Origin of the sequence: Bradyrhizobium sp. i1.15.2 (assembly GCF_040548425.1) — a bacterium.
Taxonomy (GTDB): Bacteria; Pseudomonadota; Alphaproteobacteria; order Rhizobiales; family Xanthobacteraceae; genus Bradyrhizobium; species Bradyrhizobium canariense.
Map to the genome: position 1 here is coordinate 89,088 of NZ_JBEPRQ010000006.1, position 16,239 is coordinate 105,326.

The 16,239-nt window shown below is 65.3% G+C and carries 12 protein-coding genes; 3 read left to right on the plus strand and 9 right to left on the minus strand.

The genetic code is table 11. The features are described 5' to 3' along the window. Window positions 1-19: 19 nt before the first annotated feature. The 9 genes from ABIB80_RS13660 to hpaR form a co-directional block, all read right to left on the minus strand. Window positions 20-847, minus strand: a complete 828-nt coding sequence (locus ABIB80_RS13660; protein WP_007593648.1) for an HD domain-containing protein — start codon at window positions 845-847, stop codon at window positions 20-22. A gap of 216 nt (window positions 848-1,063) precedes the next feature. Further along, window positions 1,064-1,942, minus strand: coding sequence for a transglutaminase family protein (locus ABIB80_RS13665; protein ID WP_007593649.1), 879 nt, complete (start codon window positions 1,940-1,942; stop codon window positions 1,064-1,066). Next, entirely contained in the window at window positions 1,939-4,464 is a 2,526-nt protein-coding gene (locus ABIB80_RS13670; RefSeq protein ID WP_007593651.1) for a circularly permuted type 2 ATP-grasp protein, read from the minus strand. The genes ABIB80_RS13665 and ABIB80_RS13670 overlap by 4 nt, the downstream gene beginning before the upstream one ends. Before the next feature lie 27 nt (window positions 4,465-4,491). Beyond that, complete coding sequence (locus ABIB80_RS13675) at window positions 4,492-7,761, minus strand: transglutaminase family protein (protein WP_354127658.1); 3,270 nt, start codon at window positions 7,759-7,761, stop codon at window positions 4,492-4,494. Between the two features lie 286 nt (window positions 7,762-8,047). Continuing rightward, window positions 8,048-9,352 carry a methyl-accepting chemotaxis protein gene (locus ABIB80_RS13680; RefSeq protein WP_354127659.1) on the minus strand — a complete coding sequence of 435 codons (1,305 nt, stop codon included), beginning with the start codon at window positions 9,350-9,352 and terminating at the stop codon, window positions 8,048-8,050. After that, window positions 9,330-9,851 carry a PAS domain-containing protein gene (locus ABIB80_RS13685; protein WP_354127660.1) on the minus strand — a complete coding sequence of 174 codons (522 nt, stop codon included), beginning with the start codon at window positions 9,849-9,851 and terminating at the stop codon, window positions 9,330-9,332. Before ABIB80_RS13685 ends, ABIB80_RS13680 begins: the two co-directional genes overlap by 23 nt. Before the next feature lie 186 nt (window positions 9,852-10,037). Further along, window positions 10,038-11,561 carry a UxaA family hydrolase gene (locus ABIB80_RS13690; protein WP_354127661.1) on the minus strand — a complete coding sequence of 508 codons (1,524 nt, stop codon included), beginning with the start codon at window positions 11,559-11,561 and terminating at the stop codon, window positions 10,038-10,040. Between the two features lie 170 nt (window positions 11,562-11,731). Continuing rightward, entirely contained in the window at window positions 11,732-12,508 is a 777-nt protein-coding gene (locus tag ABIB80_RS13695; RefSeq protein WP_007593655.1) for an HpcH/HpaI aldolase family protein, read from the minus strand. Between the two features lie 240 nt (window positions 12,509-12,748). Continuing rightward, window positions 12,749-13,267: a homoprotocatechuate degradation operon regulator HpaR gene (gene hpaR, locus ABIB80_RS13700; RefSeq protein WP_007593660.1), complete on the minus strand. Its 519-nt coding sequence runs from the start codon at window positions 13,265-13,267 to the stop codon at window positions 12,749-12,751. A 110-nt stretch (window positions 13,268-13,377) separates the two neighbouring features. On the opposite strand from hpaR, the gene hpaH reads away from it, so the two are divergent. The 3 genes from hpaH to hpaE are packed head-to-tail and all read left to right on the plus strand — an operon-like array spanning window position 13,378 to window position 16,145. Beyond that, a complete protein-coding gene (hpaH, locus tag ABIB80_RS13705; protein ID WP_219684788.1) occupies window positions 13,378-14,184 on the plus strand; it encodes a 2-oxo-hept-4-ene-1,7-dioate hydratase in 807 nt (268 codons plus the stop codon). Window positions 14,185-14,215: 31 nt separating this feature from the next. After that, window positions 14,216-14,614 carry a 5-carboxymethyl-2-hydroxymuconate Delta-isomerase gene (locus tag ABIB80_RS13710; RefSeq protein ID WP_007593662.1) on the plus strand — a complete coding sequence of 133 codons (399 nt, stop codon included), beginning with the start codon at window positions 14,216-14,218 and terminating at the stop codon, window positions 14,612-14,614. Further along, window positions 14,607-16,145, plus strand: coding sequence for a 5-carboxymethyl-2-hydroxymuconate semialdehyde dehydrogenase (gene hpaE / locus ABIB80_RS13715; protein WP_354127662.1), 1,539 nt, complete (start codon window positions 14,607-14,609; stop codon window positions 16,143-16,145). Before ABIB80_RS13710 ends, hpaE begins: the two co-directional genes overlap by 8 nt. Window positions 16,146-16,239 lie beyond the last annotated feature (94 nt).

Below are 16,239 nucleotides of genomic sequence, written 5' to 3' on the forward strand. Positions count from 1 at the left end.
CGGGCTACGAGAGTCCGCCCTACTTCTGCGGCCCGGACAACGTGATGTCGCGTTCGGCGCGGAACACGTTGCTGTAGAGGTTGGCGATCCACTGCCGACCGATCTCGGTCTTGTTGAGGTAGCCGATCTCGGTCTGAATGTGCGGTGCGACGCTATTCCAATAGAACTGCGGATAGCGGTTCACGATATCGGCCGGCGAATCGTAACCGAGCTGGCGGTTCATGCCGACTTCTTCGAATTCGTAATAGAGCGCGTTGGCCTTGCGCAGATAGTTGGGGTCGCCGAGTTGCCCGATGAAATCGGCAGCGCGCAGGATCGAGGCGTCGTCGTCGTATTCCTGCCCTTCGCGGGCCGGGAAGCGGGTTCCCTCGATGGCGCGGGCGACGCGCTCGCTGTCCACGCCCCGAACTTGCGGCAGCCGCCGCCGTACAAAAAGCTTCGAGCGATCGACGTGATACATCATCAGGCTGGCATCCGAAGCGCCACGCGGCAGCGCCACCTTGGTGCCGGAATCATCGATGATGAAACCGTCTTCATCATCCTCCGGAAACAGACCGCGGACATAGCCGATGTCGTGCGCAAGGCATGCGATCAGAACGTTGATGTAGTCCTCAGCCGCAAGATGCGTGTGGAGATTACGTCCCATCAGGATCGCCTGAGCGGCCAGCGTCACCAACATCGTGTGCTCGATGTTGTGATAGAGTGCGTCGCTGTTGCCGATGCATTCCATCGCCGTCCGAGTCGAGCCTTCCAGCACTCTGGCGTAGGACTCGTCGTACCGACGACGCATGAACGATCCCAGCAACTTCTCCAGGGTCTCCGCCGCCAGTTTCGGTAACGTGATCATGGATGCAGCCCCGCTTGTCGGTGGTGTTCCACGCCAACTCCCGACGTCTCATTCATGTCCTCGACGCAAAGGCCAGCTTAGCCCAACTTGGGCCGACTGGCCAAACCCGGGAACGAAAATACGGAAATATGTTGCGGTTGTGCCCCGCGATATCGCGATTGCGGTGCCGGCCCGACACACCCGGGCTGGGCGTCGCGGGCACGGCAGGACCCGTAATCATTCCACCAGAAGCACGTCGACGGCGACGTCGAGCTTCTGCTTCGGCGAGCCGACGATGATGCCGTCGACCGGCGAAACGTCGGAAAAGTCGCGGCCGACCGCGAGCACGATATGATCGCCAGCAACCATAAGATCGTTGGTCGGATCGAAATCGACCCAGCCAAGCTCCTCCCCGCACCACAGCGACACCCAGGCATGGGTAGCGTCGGCGCCCTGCAGGCGCGGCTGGCCCGCCGGCGGAATGGTGCGCAGATATCCGCTGACATAGGCCGCGGGCAGGCCCAGCCCGCGCAAGCCCGCAATCATCACATGGGCAAAATCCTGACAGACGCCATGGCGCTTGACGAAGACCTCGTCAAGCGGCGTCGAGATCACCGTCGCTTTGGGGTCGTAGCGAAATTCGGTGCGGATGCGATGCATCAGATCGACCGCCCCGGCGAGGATGGCTGCGCCGGGCGCGAAGCTTTCCGCCGCATAGGCGCTGACCGGTCCCAGCACCGGGACCAGCGGGCTCGCAAAGACATAGCCGACCGGCGATGACGGCCCGAGGCTCGTCGCCTCGAAGGCGATGTCGCGAATGTTCTCCCAGGTCGGGCTGGCAGCGGCGCGCGCCGGCGGCTGGCGCGACACCTTCACGCGAGAGCGGGAATCGATACGCAAAGTGCGATGCGCGGCCTCGATCACGACGCTCTCGGTCAGGGTGCCGAAGAAATCGCGCCGGACGCTACGCTCCGCGGGGCGCGGACGAATCTCGACCTTATGCGAGATCAGCTCCTGGCCATGGCCGCTCCCCGGCTCCAACCGCAGCGTGCAGCGGGCGAAGCTGACCGGACTCTCGTATTCGTAGGTGGTGACGTGGCGGATATCGTAGATCACGCCAGCCCCGTCAGTTTTTCCGGGCGGCTGGCATTGGGGCCGTGCGGGAAATAGTGCTGCCCGACTGCCTCGGCGAGGCTGAGCAGATCCTGCTCCAGTGCGAACAGCGTCTTGACCTCGAGCTTCTCGGCCTCCGCGGTCGCGAGCATCGCCTGCATCGCGACCGCAAGCCGCTGCGGCTTCTCGATCAGGCCATGCTCCTTCAGGCTCGGCAGTGCGGCGATGTGCTCGTTCAGCGCCGTCACCTGGAACGCCACCGAACGCGGATTGTAGCTGTCGAGCACGGCGAGGTCCCGCACCGGCGCCAGGATCGGCGCCAGCAGATAGCGCGAGCGGTAGGTGATCTGGCAATCCACCAGCGTGAGCAGGATATCGAGATCCTCGTCGCCGGCTTCGTCATAGGCAAACTGCCGGGCAAAACGCGTGGTGTTGATGGCGCGCTCGGTGCGGCGGCCGATATCGAGGAAGCGCCAGCCGGCGGCGCGGTTCATGTTCTCATGCGCAAGGCCGGCAAAGCTCGCGAGCTCCTGCAGGGTCAGCTCGGCCGCGCTCAGCACGCTGTCGTCATCCTCGACCTCGAAGGCTAACCGCTCGGTCATCTCGGTGATGACCTGCCAGGCATCGGGCGACAGCCGCTCGCGCAAGGAGGTCGCCGTGCGCTGGGCCGCGCGGACCAGCGACAGTGCCGAGCCGAAACGCTCCGGGCTCTGCAGCGCCTCGGCGACGATGCGGCCGGGCGCCGCGCGCGAGGTCTGCGAGATCGCGCCCCAGGTCACCAGCAGGCGCTGGATACGCTCGGCCGATTGCAGCGACGCCGCGGTGCCCTTGTTGGGCCCGCTCGGCGAGCCCAGCGCCCGCACCAGCCGCAGCGTCGCCTCGGCGCGTTCGAGATAGCGGCCGAGCCAGAACAGATTGTCGGCGGCGCGACTCGGCAGCACGCCGGCGATACGGCGGATGCGCACCTTGTCGACCGCAGGCAGCAGCGTCGCGGTCGAGACCTGCTTGTCCGAGACCACCCAGACGTCGGCGGAACGCGCGCCGTCGCCCATCGACACCGCGCGCGCATCCGGCTGCTCGGCGATCCGGCAGAAGCCGCCGGGCATGATGGCCCAGCCGTCCGGCGTCGCGGCTGCGAACACGCGCAGCACGAAGGGACGGGGCGTGATCTGCCCCTGCTCCCACACCGGCATGGTCGAGAGCCGCACCACCTCCTGGCCGACATAGTCCATGCCGCGCGCGCTGATTGCGTCGATCAGGCGCTGGCGTTCGGCCGCATCGAGCTCGCTCGCGAGCACGGGGCCATTGCTGTCGAAGCCGGGAACGCCGCGGCGATAGGCCCCCTCGATCGCGACCCGGTCGAGCCGCGACAACACCTCGTCGCGCGCCGAGCGCTGGCCGCACCACCAGGTCGCGATGTGCGGCATCTTCAGCTCCTCACCGAGCAGGCGGCGGCTGAGCGCCGGCAGGAAGCCGAGCATCGCGCGCGCCTCCAGGACGCCCGAGCCCGGCATGTTGGCGACGACGACGCCGTCCTTGCGCAGCACGTCGATCAGGCCGGGCACGCCGAGCCGCGAGGAGGCATCGAGTTCGAGCGGATCGAGCGAGTTGGAATCGACGCGGCGCAGCAGCACGTCGAGGCGCTTGAGGCCCGCAACCGTGCGGATGTGGATATGGTTGTCGCTGACGGCGAGATCGTCGCCCTCGACCAGCAGGAAGCCGAGATAGCGCGCCAGCGTCGCGTGCTCGAAATAGGTCTCGCTGAAACTGCCCGGCGTCAGCACGCCGATCCGCGGCTCGTCGCGGTCGGCGCGCGCCCGAAGACTGTCGCGAAAGGCCTCGAAGAACGGCGCGACGCGCGGCACGTTCATCGACTTGTAGAGATCCGAGAAGGCGCGCGAGAGCACCAGGCGATTCTCCAGCGCATAGCCCGCGCCCGACGGTGCCTGCGTGCGGTCGCCGAGCACCCACCAGCGGCCGTCGGGCCCGCGGCCGACATCGGCGGCATAGAGCGAGAGATAGCGCCCGCCCGGCGGCGGCACGCCGCAGACGGGGCGGAGATATTCGGGGCTCCCGGCGATCGCGGCCGCCGGCAGCGCGCCTTCGGCGACGAGGCGGCCCTCGCCATAGATGTCGCGCAGCACGAGCTCGAGCAGCTCGGCGCGCTGGGTGATGCCGTCGGACAGCTGCTTCCAGTCGGCCTCGTCGATCAGCAGCGGCAGATGGCTGATCGACCAGGGCCGGTCGGCGCTCTCGCCGGGCGCGCGATAGGTGACGCCGGCCTCGCGGAGATGACGGTCGGCCATGCCGAACCGCCGCTCGACCTCGTCGGGCGCGAGCCCGCCGAAGGCATCGAAGAAGCGGCTCCAGACGGCGCGGGGCTTGCCGTCCGGGCCGAGAAACTCGTCGGGGATGCCGGGCAGGCGCTTATAGTCGCGGACCCATTGCGCAAAACGGCGCTGGCCTTCACGTTGACCTTGCGCCTTACCCGCCTTGTCGTCCTCTTCGGCTGCGCCCTCGGCCATGCGCCTCTCCCTGCCCCCGCATCATACTCATTGCAGGAGCGGGGACCGCAAGTCGAGGGTCAGCGGAAACTCATTTGTGCGTTCCTCGGGCGGCGGCTGCATCGGGCCCGGCGTATGGCCGTGGTCCTGGAAGCGCGCCAGCCGCCGCGCCTCGGCCTCGTAGGTGTTGACCGGCTTGGTGTCGTAGCTGCGGCCGCCGGGATGGGCGACGTGATAGACGCAGCCGCCGAGCGAGCGGCCGTTCCAGGTGTCAATGAGGTCGAACGTCAGTGGCGCGTGAACGGGAATGGTCGGGTGCAGGCCTGAGGCCGGCTGCCAGGCCTTGAAGCGGACTCCGGCCACGGCTTCGCCGGAGCGGCCGGTGGCGGTCATCGGCAGGCGACGGCCGTTGCAGGTGACGATATGGCGGCCCTCGACGAAGCCTTCCGCCTTGACCTGAAGCCGCTCGACCGATGAGTCGACATAGCGCACGGTGCCGCCGGCCGAGCCCTCCTCGCCGAGCACGTGCCAGGGCTCCAGCGCCTGCCGCAGCTCCAGCGTCACGCCGCCATGATGGATGCGGCCGAAGGCGGGGAAGCGGAATTCGAGCTGGGCCAGATACCATTCGGGCTCGAACGGATAGCCGGACTGCTTCAACTCGGTCAGCACTTCGAGGAAATCTTCCCAGATGAAGTGCGGCAGCATGAAGCGGTCGTGCAGCGCGGTGCCCCAGCGCACGAACTTGCCTTGTTGCGGCTCGCGCCAGAATTTTGCGATCAGCGCGCGGATCAGCAGCTGCTGCGCCAGCGACATGCGCGGATCCGGCGGCATTTCGAGCGCGCGGAATTCGACCAGGCCGAGGCGGCCGGTCGTGCCGTCCGGTGAATAGAGCTTGTCGATGCAGATCTCGGCGCGATGGGTGTTGCCGGTGATGTCGACAAGGAGATGCCGGAACAAGCGATCCACCAGCCACAGCGGCGCCTGAGTGCCCGGCGGCGGCACGTGCGTGAGCGCCACCTCGAGCTCGTAAATGCTGTCGTGGCGGGCTTCGTCGATGCGCGGTGCCTGGCTGGTCGGGCCGATGAACAGGCCGGAGAAGAAATAGGACAGCGACGGATGACGCTGCCAGTGCAGCACCAGGCTCTTCAACAGATCAGGCCGGCGCAGGAACGGCGAGTCCTGCGGGCTCGAGCCGCCGACCACGACGTGATTGCCGCCGCCGGTGCCGGTGTGGCGGCCGTCGACCAGGAAGCGATTGGCGCCGAGGCGCGTCTTGCCGGCATCTTCATAGAGCCCGGCGGTGATGTCGACCGCCTCGCGCCAGTTTTTTGCCGGCTGGACGTTGACCTCGATCACGCCGGGATCGGGCGTCACCTTGATGACGTCGACGCGCGGATCGAATGGCGGCGGATAACCCTCGACGTGGACCTGGAGCTGCATCTCCTCGGCCGTGGCTTCGAGCGCCGCGATCATCTCGAGATAATCCTCGATCTGCTCGACCGGCGGCATGAAGGCACAGAGCACGCCATCGCGAACCTCGACCGACATCGCGGTGCGGACCGGGACGGAGGTGTTGAGCTCTTCCGGCTCAAGCCGCTCCGGCGAGTCGGGACGCGCCGGAAGGCTGAACACCGGCAGCTTGCCGCGGGCCTCCATCGGGTCCCGCTCGACGATGTAGGGATATTGATCGGGCGGGACATAGCCGAGCGAGTCCAGCGGCAGGCGCAGGCCGAGCGGCGAATCGCCCGGCATCAGGAACAGATGACTGCGCCGGAGCTGCCAGCGCTCGCTGCGCCAGCGTGGTGCCGCGTTCCAGCGCTGCACCGGCAGCACGAAGCCGCGAGGATTGTTGAGCCCCTGCTCGAACACCCGCGCCATGCGCGCGCGTGCCTCCGGATCGGATAATTTGGAATCGGAGGGATCGACGTTGACGGGAAGCTCGGCTTCCTTCTGCAGCCAGTACGCGGTGTCCTCATAGGCCGGCATGATGTAACCGGGATCGAGGCCAAGCCGTAACGCCGCGCCTTCCACGAACGCCTGGACGTCCTTGGCCTGTGCCGGCCGCGGATTTTCAATGCTGGCAATGAGGTCGGCATTCTTCCAGATCGGCACGCCGTCCTTGCGCCAGTACAGGCCGAACGCCCAACGCGGCAGGCTTTCGCCGGGATACCATTTGCCCTGCCCGAAGTGCAGCAGGCCGCCGGGTCCGAAACGCGCGCGCAGGCGGCGGATCAGATCGTCGGCGAGCCCGCGCTTGGTCGGACCGACGGCATCCGTGTTCCACTCGGCGCCTTCGAGATCATCGACGGAGACGAAGGTCGGCTCGCCGCCCATGGTCAGACGCACGTCCTGCGCCGCAAGATCGCCGTCGACCTGCTCGCCGAGATCGTTGAGCCGTATCCAGGATTCGTCCGAGAACGGTTTTGTGATGCGCGGCGCCTCGCGAATGCGCTTGACGCTCATGTCGAAGGCGAATTCGACCTCGGCAAAGCCGGCCCCGCCGGAGATCGGCGCGGCCGAGCGGTAGTGCGGCGTCGCCGCGACCGGGATGTGGCCCTCGCCCGCGAGCATGCCCGAGGTCGCGTCGAAGCCGATCCAGCCGGCGCCCGGCAGGTAGACCTCGGCCCAGGCGTGGAGATCGGTGAAATCGTTCTCGACCTCCGGCGGCCCCTCGATCGGATCGATGTCGGGACGGACCTGGATCAGATAGCCGGAGACGAAACGGGCGGCGAGACCGAGATGACGGAAGGTCTGGATCAGAAGCCAGGCGGAGTCACGGCATGAGCCGGCCGCGGAGGAGAGCGTCTCCTCCGGCGTCTGCACGCCCGCCTCCATGCGGATGACGTAGCCGATCTTTTTCTGCAGCTCCCTGTTCAGGTCGACCAGGAAGTTGACGGTGTTCGGGGCTTCGGGCGGGATCGTGTCGAGATATTTCGCGAACAGCCGATCGGGCTTGACGGTCTCGAGATAAGGCGCGAGTTCGGTCTTGAGATCTTGCGTATATTCGAACGGAAAGCTGTCGGCATAGGGCTCGACGAAGAAGTCGAACGGATTGACCGTGGTCATCTGCGCCGTGAAATCGACCTCGATCTTGAGCTCGGTCGTCTTCTCCGGGAAGACATAACGCGCGATCCAATTGCCCAGCGGATCCTGCTGCCAGTTCACGAAATGATTGGCCGGCGTGACCTTGAGCGAATAACTCAGGATCGGCGTGCGCGTATGCGGCGCCGGCCGCAGACGGATGGTCTGCGGGCCGAGATCGATCGGGCGGTCGTATTTGTAGTGCGTGACGTGGTGTAATGCGACGTAGATCGACACGGGGTGCGGTACTCCAGCAGCTTTTTTGAGCAGAACACCGCTGGTGACCTCGATCAAGCACTAACAACGGGCAAAGGGTGCCTACGCAAGGTGCGGGCGGTCGCTTTCTTCCTTCTCCCCTTGTGGGAGAAGGTGGCGCGAAGCGCCGGATGAGGGGTACGTCTCCGCGAATTCCGGCGTGAGAGGTGCGCGCGGAGAGAGACCCCTCGCCCGTCTCGCTGCTGAGCGGCGAGCCACCCTCTCCCACAAGGGGAGAGGGTTAGCAGAGTGCATCTGCATCGAAGGCCTACGCCGCTGACGTCAGCCGTTGCAGGAATTGCGTCACCTCGCGCCGGAACGTCTCGACCTCGCCATGGACGCGTTCGGAGGCGCTGTTGACGCGGCTCGCCACACGGCCCGTGTCGGCGGCGGCTTCGCTGATGCCGGTGACGTTGGAGGACATTTGCGAGGTACCGGCCGAGGCTTCCTGGACGTTGCGGGCGATCTCACGGGTGGCGAGACCCTGCTGCTCGATCGAGGTCGCGATCGAGGCGGTGATGCCGTTGATCTCGGTGATGGTCTGCGCGATCGCCTCGACGGCGGCGACCGAATTGGTGGTCGATTGCTGCATCTCGCCGACCTTGGCGCTGATCTCCTCGGTCGCCTTCGCGGTCTGGTTGGCGAGGCTCTTGACCTCGGATGCGACCACGGCGAAGCCGCGGCCGGCCTCGCCTGCCCGCGCGGCCTCGATGGTGGCGTTGAGCGCCAAGAGATTGGTCTGCTCGGCGATCTCGCTGATCAGCTTGACCACGTCGCCGATCCGCATCGCTGCATCCGCAAGCATGCGAATCTCGCTGCCGGCACGATTGGCTTCGTTCACCGCCCGCCCCGTGCTCGTGGTCGAACCGGCCACCTGCCGGCTGATCTCGGCGATCGATGATGCGAGCTGCTCTGCGGCGCTGGCGACGGTGGCGACGTTGCGCGAGGCCTGGTCGGACGCACTGAGCACGCCGGACGTCTGTCGGCTGGTCTTCTCGGCCGCCGCCGCCATCTGGCCGGCGTCGGATTCGAGATCGGTTGCCGCGCCCATCAGAGTGCCGGCGACCTGGTCGAGATGGGTGCCGAACTGCTTTGCGAGGTCCGCGATCTCGACCACGCGACGGCCGAGGCTGTCGGTGCCGGAATTGATGACGGTGGCTGAACGGCGAAACGAGCCGGGTAATCCGCGCGCGAGGATCTTGCGGAAATATTTACCGCGGCTTGCATAGTCCATCGACGCCGAAGCTTCCCGCAAATAGGCATCGGTGATGTCGAGCATGTCGTTGACCGACTTCTGAATGGCGCCGATCCGTCCGGCCTGGCGGATGCTGAGGATGCGCGCCTCGAGGTCGCCACCTGCGGCCTTGCGGCACACGTCTGCCACCTCGTCGACGGCCACCGCCGTGCGGTGCTGGCACCAGACGGCATAGACGAGCAGCACGACCGTAACGCCAAGCAACGCCGCGCCGGAAACTCCGGTCGTACCGGCGAGCGAGAGCACGAACGCGACGACGGCAAGAACGGATGCGAGCGCGGTCGCTCCCTGCGCTTTAGAGAGAGAGCACAAATTCATCGTAACCGACACCCTGTTGCTTGAGCAGCCCGACCATCGCCTCGAAGCTCGCATGCATGCCGTCCTTGGCATTGGCATGCCGCGCCTCTTCCGCGCACAGCGTCTTGTAGATCGGCTTGATACGCTCGATCTGCGCAGGATCGGGCCTGCGACGGTTGGAGTGATAGCCGACGATATTGCCACGCTCGTCGAATGTCGGCGTGACGTGGGCGAACACCCAGTAATGGCTGCCGTCCTTGGCGAGGTTGACGACGTAGGCGAAGATCTCCTGCCTGGACTGAAGCGTGTCCCACAGCAGCTTGAAGACGGAGCGTGGCATCTCAGGGTGGCGGATCAGGCTGTGGGGGGCGCCCATCAGCTCCTTCCAGGAATACTTCGCCATCCGGATGAAGACATCGTTGGCGTAGGTGATGCGGCCCTTGAGATCGGTCTTCGACACGATCAGCTCCTCCTCACCGAGGAGATTTTCCACGCCGGTCGGCCGTATCGCACGCGTCATCGTTGACGAATCCTCACGAAGGGCGAACGCTCCAAACGAGTGGAGCTCGCATCCTCCCAGGGATTACGGCAGAAGATGTTAATCAGGTGTGACCGCGGGAACCCCCGTGATCACTTGACGGCTCCGTATCATTACTTAGGAGCATCGCTTGTAGTGTCGGGCTACCGCCGGCGCGCAACAACGAGGTTACATCGTCGCGCCCAGCACCCATGGCGCGAACTCGGCGCCGCCGAAATCAAAACTCTCGCTCTTGGTCGGCTGTCCGGACGCGGTCTTGAGGATGAGATCGAAAATGCGCTGGCCGCACTGCTGGACGCTCTCCTCGCCTTCGAGGATGGTGCCGCAATTGACGTCCATGTCCTCTTCCATGCGCTTGTACATGGGCGTGTTGGTAGCGAGCTTGATCGAGGGCGCCGGCTTGCAGCCGAACACGCTGCCGCGGCCCGTGGTGAAGCAGACCAGATTGGCGCCGCCGGCGACCTGCCCGGTCGCGGCAACGGGATCGTAGCCGGGCGTGTCCATGAACACGAACCCCTTCTTGGTGATGGGTTCGGCGTAGCGCAGCACTTCGACGAGATTGGTGGTGCCGGCCTTCGCCATCGCGCCGAGCGACTTCTCCAAAATGGTGGTGAGACCGCCGGCCTTGTTGCCCGGGCTTGGATTGGCGTTCATCTCGGCGCCTTCGCGCGTCGTGTATTCGTCCCACCAGCGCATGAGATCGACCAGCTTCTCGCCGACCTCGCGGCTGACGGCGCGGCGCGTCAGCAGATGCTCGGCACCATAGGTCTCCGGCGTCTCCGACAGGATCACGGTGCCGCCGTGACGCACGATGAGATCGCTGGCCGCGCCCAGCGCCGGATTGGCGGAGACACCGGAATAGCCATCCGATCCGCCGCATTGCAGCGCCACGGTCAATTCGCTCACCGGTACGGATTCGCGCTTGACCTTGTTGGACTCCGCGAGCGCCTCGCGCACGAACGCGATGCCCGCCTCCACCGTCTTGCGGGTGCCGCCGACCTCCTGGATGTCCATCGCGCGCAGACGGCCGGCGAGCTTCTGCTCTTCCATCAGGCCGCCGATCTGGTTCACCTCGCAGCCGAGGCCGAGCACGATGACGTGGGAGAAGTTCACGTGCCGCGCATAGCCGCCGAGCGTACGGCGGAGCAGCGCTAGCGGCTCGTTCTGCGTCATGCCGCAGCCGGTCTTGTGGGTCAGCGCGACCACGCCGTCGACATTCGGGAAGTCGGCCAGCGGATTGTCGCCGGTGAACGGATTTTTCTTGAACACGTCGGCGACGAGGCTTGCGACATGCGCGCTGCAATTCACCGATGTGAGGATGCCGATATAGTTGCGCGTGGCGACGCGGCCGTCCGGGCGGCGGATGCCTTCGAAGCTCGCCGGCAGATCGAAATTCGGCGTTGGCTTGACGTCGGCGCAATAGGCATAGTCCTTGGCAAAATCGCCCATGCCGCAATTCTGCACGTGCACGTGCTGACCCGGCGCAATCGGCACCGTCGCAAACCCGATGATCTGGCCATAACGTATCACCGGCTCGCCGACTGCGATCGGCTTGATCGCGACCTTGTGGCCGGAAGGAATGCGCTCGACCGTGGTCACGCCGTCGGCCACCGATGTTCCCGGCGGCAGGCTTGCGCGCGCGATCAGCACGCCATCATCGGGATGCAGGCGAATGACGGGGCTGATGGTCATGGGATGTCTCCTGTATCGAAACTATCATGCCCCGGACGCAGCGCAGCGTGAAACGGTGCGCTGCTGAGCCGGGGCCCCAGTTGTTTACGTAATGTGCTTCACTGGCTTCTGTGTCCCGGCTCTGCGGAGCGGCGCTACGCGCCGCACCGCGTCCGGGACACAGAGAGAGATCAGGCCTTGCCGCCGGAATCCTTCCGGGTGGCGTTGACCTGCATCTTGGCGTAGGTCGTCATCAGACCGACCTCGTTCGACAGCGTCACCAGCTTGAAGCCCATGTTGATGGCGCGCGCGGCACCTTCGGCGCCGCTGCAATGGATGCCGGGGTTGAGGCCGCGCTTGCCGCACTCCTTGACGATCTTCTCGTAGATCGCGAGGATTTCGGGCTCGGTGCGATCGAGCTTCGGTTCGAGGCCGTAGGAGAAGCCGAGGTCGGACGGGCCGATATAGACGCCGTCGATGCCTTCGACGTCGAAGATCGCTTCCATGTTCTCGACCGCGGTCCTGGTCTCCATCATCGGCAGCAGCACGATGTCGTCGTTGGCCGTCTTCTGGTAGGAGCCCGCGGTGCCGTACATGCCGGCGCGAATCGGTCCGTTGGAGCGCACGCCCTTCGGCGGGTACTTGGAATAGGAGACGAGGTTCCTGGCTTCCTGCGGCGTGTTGACCATCGGGCAGATCACGCCATAGGCGCCGCCATCGAGCACCTTGCCGATGATGCCGGGCTCGTTCCAGGGCACGCGGACCATCGGCGTGATCGGGTGCTTGTCCATCGCCTGGAAGCACTGCACCATCGACAGATAATCCTGCACGCCGTGCTGCATGTCGACGGTGACGCTGTCGAAGCCGCATTGCGCGATCATCTCGGCCGAGAAGCCGGAGGGAATCGCGAGCCACGCGTTGACCACGGCCTTGCCCGACTTCCAGATTTCCTTCACCTTGTTCGCCACGTTGCCTTCCTTCTTTGTTTTGGACCTTCGTCACCATGACGAGCGCCGCGACAGCACGATGCCGTTATTAGCGCGATCCCGACCGCCGCGCTACGCTCGCGATGACGCAAGGTGTCACTGGCAAAGGCGGCGCAATCCGTTCCGGCGCGCCGATTTTGCAGCGATCGGCTTGAGCGGCACTTGAGCGAAAAAATGCGGCGATGTCCATGATTGTTGCCGCGCGCTCGCGCATATCTGCTTTCACTCCTCGGCACTTGCCTCCTCGCTTGCGCCGAGCCCTGCGAGACTCTGTTCGAGTTCGCCGAGCATCTCCTGCAACTCGACGAGCTTGCGTGCGCCGAAGCGTCGCGTGATCTCCGCATAGATCGCTTCGGAGGACGGCGCCACCGAGGCCATCAGCTTCACGCCTTTTTCCGAGATCGAAACCATGCTGCGGCGCTGGTCCGCCTTCGCGGTCTTGCGCTCGATCAGGCTGCGCGCCTCCAGATCGCGCAGGATGCGCGACAGGCTCGGTCCGAGCAGGAACGCCGTGCGCGCGAGTTCCGTGACCTCGACCGTGTCGATTGCCGCGAGCGCGCGCAGAATGCGCCATTGCTGCTCGGTCAGGCCATGCTCACGCAACGAGGGACGGAATTGCCGCATCACCGCTTCGCGTGCCCGCAGCAACGACATCGGCAGCGAGCGCGAGAAGTCGCGCATCGGCACCTGCCGCACGGCGGGCTCGCTTCCGTTCGCGGGATCAGCCGGTCTCTTCGTCATGACGCCCTTTCAAGCCGCGAAACGTTTGCAGTGCAGCAAGCCAAATTGTGTTTGACGCATTCACTTAACATGTTAAGTATCTTCCGGCACCACGATCTGTAAGATTACACATGGCGCTTTCAAACGACGATATCCGAGCTTGCGCGAACCGTCTGCACCAGGCGGAGAAGACCCGTACGCAGATCCGGCAGCTCTCGCAGGACTTCCCCGACATCAGCATCGCTGACGCCTACGCGATTCAGAAGGCTTGGGTCGATATCAAGATCGCCGAGAGGCGCATCGTCAGGGGACACAAGATCGGCCTGACCTCGAAGGCGATGCAGAGCGCGCTTGGGATCAACGAGCCGGATTCCGGCGTGTTGCTCGACGACATGTTCTTTGCCGATGGTGGCCTCGTCCCGACGGAGCGCTTCATCGCGACGCGCGTGGAAGCCGAGCTCGCCTTCGTCATGAGCAAGCGCCTCGCGGGCCCCGACTGCACGCTATTCGACGTGCTCAACGCCACCGACTTCGTGGTGCCGGCGCTGGAGATTCTGGACACGCGGATCGAGCGCGTCGATCCTCAGACCAAGGCGACGCGAAAGATCTTCGACACCATCGCCGACAACGCGGCGAACGCCGGCATCGTGCTCGGCGGACGGCCGATCCGCCCGCTGGATGCTGATCTGCGCTGGATCGGCGCGCTCTGTTTCAAGAATGGTCAGCTCGAAGAGACTGGCCTTGCCGCCGGCGTGCTCAATCATCCCGCAACGGCCGTTGCCTGGCTCGCCAACAAGATCGCACCGCTCGGCCTTGCGCTCGAGCCCGGACAAATCGTGCTCGCGGGCTCCTTCATCCGTCCGATCGAGACCCGCAAGGGCGACACAATTCAGGCCGATTATGGCGCCTACGGCTCGGTGAGCTGCTACTTCGCCTGACGAACAAGTAAAGACAGGGAGTGAAGCCGCGATGCCGCATTTCACGATCGAATATTCGGCCAATCTCGACGACCGCCTCGACATCGGCGCGGCGTGCGAGGTGGTGCGCAAGGCGGCGGTCGAGACCGGCATCTTCCCGCTCGGGGGCATCCGCGTCCGCGCCGTCAGATGCGAGCATTATGCGATTGCGGACGCGCGGCAGGACTACGGCTTTCTCGACATGGTGCTGCGCATCGGCGAAGGCCGTGACCTCAAGACCCGCAAGGAGGCCGGCGAACAAATCTTCCAGGCGCTCTCCCGCCATCTCGATTCCGTCTTCGCAAGCTCGAAATTCGCGCTCTCGTTCGACATGCAGATCAACGACAAGGACACGAGCTGGAAGCGCAACAACATCCACGACGCCCTGAAAGCGGAGGCCGCCCATGGATAAGACCACGCCGAAAGCCGATGTATTCCAGGCCAACCGCGACCGGGTCGCGCCGCTGCTGAAGTCGCTGCGTGCCGACGGTATCGGCCACATGATCGACGGCAAGATCGTGCCGTCGATCTCGGGCGAGACCTTCGAGACGAAATCGCCGGTCGACGGCGCCACGCTCGCGAGCGTCGCCCGCGGCAATGGCGAGGACGTCGATCGCGCCGCCACCGCTGCCACCCTCGCCTTCAAATCCTGGCGCGACATGGGCCCAGCGATGCGGAAGAAGCTGCTGCATCGCGTCGCCGACGCCATCGAGGACAATGCCGAGGACATCGCGGTGCTCGAATGCATCGACACCGGCCAGGCCTATCGCTTCATGGCCAAGGCTGCGATCCGCGCCGCCGAGAACTTCCGCTTCTTTGCCGATCGATGCGGCGAGGCGCGCGACGGCCAGAACACGCCGAGCGACGAGCATTGGAACGTCTCGACCCGCGTGCCGATTGGGCCGGTCGGCGTCATCACGCCGTGGAATACGCCGTTCATGCTCTCGACCTGGAAGATCGCGCCTGCCCTCGCGGCGGGATGCACCGTCGTGCACAAGCCGGCGGAGTGGTCGCCGATCACGGCGGCTATTCTCGCGAAGCTCGTCAAGGAAGCCGGCGTGCCCGACGGCGTGCTCAACACCGTCCACGGTTTTGGCGAAGAGGCCGGCAAGGCGCTGACCGAGCATCCTGCCATCAAGGCGATCGGCTTCGTCGGCGAAAGCTCGACGGGATCCGCGATCATGATTCAGGGCGCGCCGACCTTGAAGCGCGTGCATTTCGAGCTCGGCGGCAAGAACCCCGTGATCGTGTTCGACGACGCCGACCTCGACCGCGCGCTCGATGCCGTCGTGTTCATGATCTACTCGCTCAACGGCGAGCGCTGCACGTCGTCGAGCCGCCTGCTGATCCAGGCCGGCATCGCCGAAAAGTTCATCGAGAAGCTGACCGCGCGGGTAAGAGCCCTGAAGGTCGGCCATCCCCTCGATCCCGCCACCGAGATCGGCCCGCTGATTCATGAGCGGCATCTGGCGAAGGTCTGCTCCTATTTCGACGTCGCACGCCAGGACGGCGCGACGATTGCCGTGGGCGGCAAGGCCTATGACGGCCCGGGTGGCGGACATTATGTCGAGCCGACTTTGGTGACCGGCGCACACGGCAAGATGCGCGTGGCGCAGGAAGAGGTGTTCGGCCCCTTCCTCACCGTGCTGCCCTTCAAGGACGAAGCAGACGCGATCGATATCGCCAACGACATTCGCTACGGCCTGACCGGCTATGTCTGGACCAACGATGTCGGCCGCGCGTTGCGTGTCGCGGATGCGCTGGAGGCCGGCATGATCTGGCTGAACTCGGAAAACGTCCGCCATCTGCCGACGCCGTTCGGCGGCATGAAGGCTTCAGGCATCGGCCGCGACGGCGGCGACTATTCGTTCGACTTCTACATGGAAACCAAGCACGTCTCGCTGGCGCGGGGCACGCACAAGATTCAGAAGCTGGGAATTTAACTGCCATTCCGGGGCGGCTCGAAGAGCCGAACCCGGAATCCATCGCGCAGCAGAGTTAGTGGAAGAATGGATTCCGGGCTCGCGCTCCGCGCCC

Bases quoted from the DNA above. Each gene is read 5' to 3' on its own strand.
- ABIB80_RS13660 (WP_007593648.1), bottom strand. From the start codon at position 847: ATGATCACGTTACCGAAACTGGCGGCGGAGACCCTGGAGAAGTTGCTG.
- ABIB80_RS13670 (WP_007593651.1), bottom strand. From the start codon at position 4,464: ATGGCCGAGGGCGCAGCCGAAGAGGACGACAAGGCGGGTAAGGCGCAA.
- ABIB80_RS13680 (WP_354127659.1), bottom strand. From the start codon at position 9,352: ATGAATTTGTGCTCTCTCTCTAAAGCGCAGGGAGCGACCGCGCTCGCA.
- ABIB80_RS13685 (WP_354127660.1), bottom strand. From the start codon at position 9,851: ATGACGCGTGCGATACGGCCGACCGGCGTGGAAAATCTCCTCGGTGAG.
- ABIB80_RS13690 (WP_354127661.1), bottom strand. From the start codon at position 11,561: ATGACCATCAGCCCCGTCATTCGCCTGCATCCCGATGATGGCGTGCTG.
- hpaR (WP_007593660.1), bottom strand. From the start codon at position 13,267: ATGACGAAGAGACCGGCTGATCCCGCGAACGGAAGCGAGCCCGCCGTG.
- hpaH (WP_219684788.1), top strand. From the start codon at position 13,378: ATGGCGCTTTCAAACGACGATATCCGAGCTTGCGCGAACCGTCTGCAC.
- ABIB80_RS13710 (WP_007593662.1), top strand. From the start codon at position 14,216: ATGCCGCATTTCACGATCGAATATTCGGCCAATCTCGACGACCGCCTC.
- hpaE (WP_354127662.1), top strand. From the start codon at position 14,607: ATGGATAAGACCACGCCGAAAGCCGATGTATTCCAGGCCAACCGCGAC.